Consider the following 7,269-nt stretch of genomic DNA (forward strand, 5'->3'; position numbering starts at 1 on the left):
TTTTCTACGACCTGAGAGGTGTTTATGAATCTTACCAGTATTCCCGCGTTGCAGGATAACTACATCTGGACACTGAACGATGAGCAGGGACGCTGTCTGATCGTCGATCCGGGTGAAGCCCGGCCGGTGCTGGAAAAAATTCACGCCAATCACTGGCAGCCGCAGGCCATTCTGCTGACCCATCATCATCACGATCACGTGGGCGGCGTTAGCGAACTGCTGGAGCACTATCCACAACTTGAGGTTTATGGTCCGCAGGAGACCGCCGATAAAGGCGCGCGCACTATTCTCAGTGACGGTGATGAATTTACGCTGCTCGGGCTAAATTTCCGCGTCATCGCAACGCCTGGACACACTTTAGGACATATCTCATATTTCAGCTCACCTTATCTTTTCTGTGGCGATACGATGTTTTCGGGTGGCTGCGGACGACTATTCGAAGGCACTGCGCAGCAAATGTTTGAGTCGTTTCAGGCGCTTAATCAACTCCCTGCCGATACGCTTATCTGCTGTGCGCATGAATACACTTTATCCAATATGAAGTTTGCTGCGGCTATTCTGCCTCAGGACCCGAAAATTTTGGCAAGGTATCAGCAAATTAAGGACTTACGCGCAGAAAATCGCATTACTTTGCCAACAAAACTGGCGCTGGAGCGTGAAATAAATTTATTCCTGCGTACGCAAGATCCTGATTTGCAAAAGGCTTTAGGCATTAATGTGTCGTCGGCTCCGTTATGGCAGACTTTTGCCGATCTACGCGAGAAGAAAGACCGTTTTTGATATTTCTGGTTGTGTTGTGCCGGTCGCTAACGTATAGTTGCTCGTCTTTTAAGCGAACTATTGACACACACATGAAGGCTAAAGCGATATTACTCGCCTCGGTCTTGCTGGTTGGATGTCAGGCATCAAGGAATGACGCCAGTATCCCGGTACAGCATGCACAGAGTCTGTCTTCAGCTGGTCAAGGTGAAAATGGAAAGTACGGAGATCGCTTGTTGTCGCCGCGCTGGCAAGATGATGGAACCAGCCTCGCAGAAGACACTGATCTCTGGAATCACATTAGTGACGAGTTGAAGATGGGGATTCCGGAAAACCCGCGAATCCGCGAACAAAAAACAAAGTACTTAAAAAATAAGAGCTATCTCCACGATGTAACATTACGGGCAGAGCCGTACATGTACTGGATTGTCGAGCAGATACAGAAACGTAAAATGCCGATGGAACTGGTACTGCTACCCATAGTGGAGAGCGCTTTTGACCCACACGCAACCTCTTCTGCGAATGCCGCTGGCATCTGGCAGATCGTTGCGCAGACGGGCAAAAACTATGGTTTGAAACAGAACCAATGGTATGACGGACGCCGCGATGTGGTGGCCTCAACCAAAGTTGCGCTGGATATGATGCAGCGTCTGAACGGCATGTTTGACGGTGACTGGTTACTGACCATCGCCGCCTATAACAGCGGTGAAGGGCGTGTGCTGAAGGCGATGAAACAGAACAAGGCGCGCGGTAAGCCGACCGACTTCTGGCATTTATCGCTGCCACGCGAGACCACGGTTTACGTACCTAAAATGCTGGCCCTGAGTGATATTCTCAAGAACAGCAAGCGTTACGGTATTAAGCTGCCAACCGCGAATGAGAGCCGTGCACTGGCTCGCGTTGAAGTGGGACAGCAGATTGAACTGACGCAGGCCGCAGATATGGCCGGTATGTCGCTCAGCAAGCTGAAGACATTCAATGCCGGGTATAAAAACGGCACCACCGCGCCAAACGGACCGCACTATATTATGGTGCCTAAGTCCAACGTGGCTCAGCTGCGCAATTCACTGGCTTCCGGTGATATTGCTGCGGTACAGCCCGGCGAGCTGGCGAAAGTCAGCGCTGCAGGCAATAGCTATAAGGTTCGCAAAGGCGACACCTTATCGGGCATTGCCAGTAAGCTTGGTGTGAGCGTTAGTGCACTGAAGCAGCAGAATAACCTGCGCAGTGCGTCAGTACGCATCGGTCAGACACTGACCGTTGGCAGCAAAGCTGGCGCGTCGCAGCTGGCGGATAACGGCAACAGCATCACCTACCGTGTACGTAAGGGTGATTCTTTTGCCAGTATCGCCAAACGTCACGGTGTTAACACCAAAGACGTGATGCGCTGGAACAGTGACGCTAAAGACATTCAGCCCGGCGACAAGCTGACGCTGTTTGTGAAGAATAGCGCAACACCCGATACCTGATGCACCGAAAAGGCTGACTTTTGTCAGCCTTTTTCATTATTTACCTTTTCCCTTTCCCGCAGTCAGACACACTCACGCGTAAACCTCGTTATTTTCGCCGTTGCGCCATGCCTGTAGCGGTCTGAAGTGGTTTATTGAGCAGGATGCGCTTCAGCGCTGTGAATCATTCGCCTTTGGCGCGCCGCGCCTGGCTTAACGTTTAGCCGCGCCGGGACTGAATTCAACCAGCAGAGGATTATGGTCAGAGGCACGCGTCACCAGCACCGACGCCTCGCTGACTTTCATGTCGCGGTAAAAGACAAAGTCCAGCGGGCGGCCGAAGGCTTTGCGTCGATGATCATCAGTAAAGTTTACTTCGCGCAGCGCCATCTCACGGGCAAAGCGGTAGAGCGCATTCATACGCTGACGGCTCCAGGCATTGAAGTCGCCGGCCATGATCACCGGCCCGCGATGATGCTGGATTTGCTCGCCAATCGGCCCCAGCTGTTTGCTGTACACATCAACGCCGAGGCTGAAATTGACCGCATGAATGTTCACCACCATCAGCATTTCGCCGGTGGGAAGCGGATAGGCAGTGACCAGAGCGGATTTAGACAGCCTCAGTAGCGGCTCACGTTCACGCAGCGGACAGCAGTAGACCGGATGGGCAGAAGCCAGCGTCATGACGCCAGAGGGGTGTTGTGGCAGCACAAAGGCCGGTACCTGATCGGCCGCCAGATAATTACTGGTGGCGAACTGCACCAGTTCCGGTGTGGTCTGCGCCTCCTGCAGCAGTACCAGATGGGCATCTTTACCGAAGCCTTGCAGTACTGACATCCAGTCTGCCCGCTGCTGTTTGAAGATATTCCACACCAGCACGCGCAGGGTTGGGTCGGCTGGCAGCGGTGCACCGGGCGGTAACGCCTGCCCAAGATGCAGCATCGCCCCTGGCGGAAAAATCCGCTCAGCAGGCTGACCTGCTACATACCGCATTGCATAAGTTTTTTTTCGCACTGTCCCGCCTGGCTGATTTACGACTACAACTTCACCTGACTGTTATAGGGATTTTAGCGCGGGGTTTCAATTGCTGTTATTGATTGTCGGAATTCGCCTCACAGCCAGCAACGGCAACAGCCCGCCATGCGGCAGGCTGTTGTGCGGCTTATTCAGTAATGGCTGCCGTGCGCGGCTTATCCAGCTGGCCGCTGAGGCGGACCAGCAGCAGAGCCGCAAACACGATGACGGCACCCACCCATGGCGTCTGCGCCAGACCGTAATGTTCCACGATGTGACCGCCGACGGTTGAACCCAGTGCGATGCCAATATTAAAGGCCGCGATATTCAGCCCGGACGCGACATCAACTGCGCCTGGCGCATAGTGTTCAGCCTTTTGCACCACGTAAACCTGCAGGCCAGGTACGTTAGCAAAGGCAAAGACGCCCATCACCAGCACCGTGAGCAGCGCGAGGTAATGCATGCTGGCGGTGAACTGGAATACTACTAACAGAATGGCCAGCGCGATAAAAATCAGCGTCAGCGCCGGTACCGCACCGCGGCGATCGGCCAGCCTGCCGCCCCAGATATTCCCGATCGCCACCGCAATACCGTACCCCAGCAGCACGCCGCTGACGGCGGTCGGCGAGAAACCGGCCAGTGACTGCATCATCGGTGCCAGGAAGGTAAAGGTGGTAAAGATGCCACCGTAGCCCAGCGCAGTAATCGCGTAAATCAGCAGCAGACGCGGATTGATCATCACCGCGGCCTGTTGTGCCAGTGAAGTGGCAGGCGGCTGTGCGATGTTACGTGGTACCAGTATCATGCTGCTGACCAGTGCAATCACGCCCAGCAGAGAGACCGCCAGAAAACTTTCACGCCAGCCAAAATGCTGACCAATCAGTGTGCCAAGCGGTACGCCGGTGACCAGCGCCACGGTTAAGCCGCCAAACATGATGGCTATCGCACTGGCGGCCTTCTCTTTGCTTACCAGGCTGGTCGCAATGGTTGAGCCGACGGAGAAGAAAACACCGTGCGCCAGACCGGTCAGCAGACGCGCCATTACCAGCGTTTCATAGTTGGGTGCCAGCCAGGCCACCAGATTACCGACGGTAAACAGCGCCATCAGCCCCATCAGCAACTGCTTGCGCGGCAGCTTGCCGGTTAAAGCGGTCAGCACTGGCGCGCCGACGGCCACGCCAAGCGCGTAGATGGATACCAGCATCCCGGCAGAAGGTAACGTAATGCTGAGCTGTTCAGCGATGGTCGGAATCAGCCCGACGATAACAAACTCGGTGGTTCCGATAGCGAAGGCGCTGATGGTCAGCGCCCAGAGTGCAAGTGGCATGGTTGACTCCCAATAATGTTTTGATGGGCGCCATTATCGACTCGTGCTTTAATAACAAAAAGAAGCAAAGTAACAATAAACTTTTGCCTGAGGAGGCATAATGAAGGCATCTTCAGAGGAGTTAAAAGTCTTTATCGCTGTGGTAGAAAGTGGCAGTTTTAGCCGTGCAGCGGAGCAGTTACAGATGGCCAATTCAGCGGTGAGCCGCACGGTGAAGAAGCTGGAAAACAAGCTTGGCGTGTCGCTGCTGACGCGTACCACCCGTCAGCTGGCGCTGACTTATGAAGGCGAACTCTATTTCCGGCGCGTGCAGAAGCTGATCCTTGAGATGGCGACAGCAGAGAATGAGCTGATTGAGCGCCAGCAGGCGCCACAGGGCGTGCTGCGCATCGACGCGGCAACACCGGTGATCCTTAACCTGCTGATGCCGATGATTAAACCCTTTCGCGAACGCTATCCGGCGGTCACGCTATCGCTAATCTCTTCCGAAAGCTTTATCAACCTGATTGATCGTAAAGTGGATGTCGCTATTCGTGCCGGGGATTTAACCGACTCCACGCTGCGTGCCCGGCTGCTGTTCACCAGCTATCGTAAAATGGTCGCTACGCCAGCTTATCTGGCGAAATATGGTACGCCGGCGTCGGTGGAGGCGCTGGCACAGCATCAGTGCCTCGGTTTTGTCGAGACGCCTCGTCTTAATCGCTGGCCCGTGTCGGCCAATGGCAGCGATCTGTATGAAATTGATGCGGCGATGTCATCAAACAGCGGAGAGACGATTAAGCAGCTGTGCCTGAACGATCAGGGTATCGCCTGCCTGTCGGACTTTATGGTGAATGCGGAAATTGCGGCGGGCACTTTTGTTGAGGTGCTGGCGCACCAGTCGGTACCGGTTGAGATGCCTTTTAATGCGGTGTATTACAGCGATTTAGGGGTGAGCCAGCGCGTGCGGGCCTTTATTGATTTTCTCAGCGAGTGGGTCAGAGATCAGCCCTGGCGCGTGCAGGGCTGATGCATGGGAGAATTAATCCCAGTCTGGTGCCAGACCTTCCGGGCTGACCAGACGCTGCTGGCGATCCAGCGCGGCGATCTGCGCCATGTCGTCCGCATCCAGTTTCAGATCCTGCGCCGCCATATTGCTGGCCAGGTTCTCACGTTTGGTTGAGGAGGGGATCACGGCATAACCCAGTGCCAGTGCCCACGCCAGGACGACCTGCGCGGGTGTGGCCTGATGTTTCTGCGCAATCTGCTTTATCACCTGTTCTTTTAACGCTTCGCCATATACCAGCGTCATGTATGAAGTGATGTGAATGCCCTGCTGTTTCGCGAACTCCACGACCTGGCGATTTTGCAGGAACGGGTGCAGCTCAATCTGGTTGGTCGCAATGTTCTCTGCGCCCACAGCGGCAATGGCCTCTTTCATCAGGGCAATCGGGAAGTTAGAGATACCAATCTGACGCGTCAGTCCCGCCTCTTTCGCCGCCATCAATGCCTGCATGCTCTCTTTGACCGATACCGCTGCACCCGGCGATGGCCAGTGAATTAGCGTCAAATCGACATAGTCGGTACGCAGTTTCGCCAGGCTCTGCTGTAGGCTGGGGATCAGTTTGTCGGCGGCGAGATTCTCAATCCAGATTTTAGTGGTGATAAACAGCTCATCACGTGCCACGCCGCTTTCGGCAATAGCCTGACCTACGGCAGCTTCGTTTTCATAAATTTGAGCGGTATCGATGGTGCGATAACCGAGTTCCAGTGCGGTTTTCACTGAATGAATAACGACATCGTCCTGCAGACGAAATGTTCCTAAACCAAAAGCGGGGATTGTCATGTTTTCCTCATCATTGCGTTGAATGTTGCGATGAGGCGTATTTTGGCAGGATTATTGTTGCTGAAAAATCCGCTTATGAGCAGAGGAATTTTGCGTTTTACTCAACAATGTCGGGTTTTTAGCGGACATGAAAAAGCCCTGACTTCACAGTCAGGGCTTCTCAATTTAAGTGGCGGAACGGACGGGGCTCGAACCCGCGACCCCCTGCGTGACAGGCAGGTATTCTAACCAACTGAACTACCGCTCCACCGATTCTGTACTGATATCAGACCGTCGCTGATTTCAGGTGTTTCGCCCTTTCCGCGTCACCGGGAAGGTCATGACCCGATTAGGGGTCTTAAATTGATGCCTGGCAGTTCCCTACTCTCGCATGGGGAGGCCCCACACTACCATCGGCGCTACGGCGTTTCACTTCTGAGTTCGGCATGGGGTCAGGTGGGACCACCGCGCTGTTGCCGCCAGGCAAATTCTGTTTTCGTCCGCGTCTTTCGCGCTCTGACTGCGTTGCCCCGCTCGCGCCGCTCAGTCACATACTCGTGTATGCTCCTTCACGTCGTCTCGCGTGCCGCCTTGTCACAGCACAAAATCCACTGGACGTAATCCGGTGAACAAAGCTGAAAATTCTTTCGGTCTCTCAGACCAAAACGCCTCTGGCGTTGTAAGGTTAAGCCTCACGGGTCATTAGTACCGGTTAGCTCAACGCATCGCTGCGCTTACACACCCGGCCTATCAACGTCGTCGTCTTCAACGTCCCTTCAGGACCCTCAAGGGGTCAGGGAGAACTCATCTCGGGGCAAGTTTCGTGCTTAGATGCTTTCAGCACTTATCTCTTCCGCACTTAGCTACCGGGCAGTGCCATTGGCATGACAACCCGAACACCAGCGGTGCGTTCACTC

Annotated in this window: 6 protein-coding genes, 1 tRNA gene and 2 rRNA genes; 3 read left to right on the forward strand and 6 right to left on the reverse strand. The window is 54.4% G+C overall.

Annotation, left to right across the window (positions count from 1 at the left end; all coding sequences use genetic code 11):
- Positions 1-24 precede the first annotated feature (24 nt).
- Together gloB and mltD are read left to right on the forward strand one after the other, a co-directional pair.
- Entirely contained in the window at positions 25-780 is a 756-nt protein-coding gene (gene gloB, locus C1Y43_RS18400) for a hydroxyacylglutathione hydrolase (protein ID WP_021507308.1), read from the forward strand.
- Positions 781-851: 71 nt separating this feature from the next.
- Positions 852-2,228 (forward strand): murein transglycosylase D, encoded by a 1,377-nt coding sequence (gene mltD / locus C1Y43_RS18405; protein ID WP_031279674.1) that lies wholly within the window; start codon positions 852-854, stop codon positions 2,226-2,228.
- Positions 2,229-2,420: 192 nt separating this feature from the next.
- Here the strand turns inward: mltD and C1Y43_RS18410 are convergent, their stop codons facing one another.
- Complete coding sequence (locus tag C1Y43_RS18410) at positions 2,421-3,221, reverse strand: endonuclease/exonuclease/phosphatase family protein (protein WP_031279675.1); 801 nt, start codon at positions 3,219-3,221, stop codon at positions 2,421-2,423.
- 148 nt (positions 3,222-3,369) lie between these two features.
- Complete coding sequence (locus C1Y43_RS18415) at positions 3,370-4,548, reverse strand: MFS transporter (protein ID WP_021507311.1); 1,179 nt, start codon at positions 4,546-4,548, stop codon at positions 3,370-3,372.
- Between the two features lie 100 nt (positions 4,549-4,648).
- Between C1Y43_RS18415 and yafC the strand changes: the two genes are divergently transcribed.
- Positions 4,649-5,557 carry a DNA-binding transcriptional regulator YafC gene (gene yafC, locus C1Y43_RS18420; protein WP_021507312.1) on the forward strand — a complete coding sequence of 303 codons (909 nt, stop codon included), beginning with the start codon at positions 4,649-4,651 and terminating at the stop codon, positions 5,555-5,557.
- A gap of 12 nt (positions 5,558-5,569) precedes the next feature.
- On the opposite strand, the gene dkgB is transcribed toward yafC, so the two are convergent.
- The 4 genes from dkgB to C1Y43_RS18440 all read right to left on the reverse strand — a co-directional run.
- A complete protein-coding gene (gene dkgB / locus C1Y43_RS18425; RefSeq protein ID WP_104189170.1) occupies positions 5,570-6,373 on the reverse strand; it encodes a 2,5-didehydrogluconate reductase DkgB in 804 nt (267 codons plus the stop codon).
- A gap of 170 nt (positions 6,374-6,543) precedes the next feature.
- Positions 6,544-6,620 (reverse strand) — tRNA-Asp (locus tag C1Y43_RS18430).
- 100 nt (positions 6,621-6,720) lie between these two features.
- Positions 6,721-6,836 (reverse strand): 5S ribosomal RNA (gene rrf / locus C1Y43_RS18435).
- A gap of 197 nt (positions 6,837-7,033) precedes the next feature.
- Positions 7,034-7,269 (reverse strand): 23S ribosomal RNA (locus C1Y43_RS18440); the annotation flags it as partial.

It is taken from the genome of Pantoea sp. ICBG 828 (genome assembly GCF_002928355.1).
Taxonomy (GTDB): Bacteria; Pseudomonadota; Gammaproteobacteria; order Enterobacterales; family Enterobacteriaceae; genus Pantoea; species Pantoea dispersa.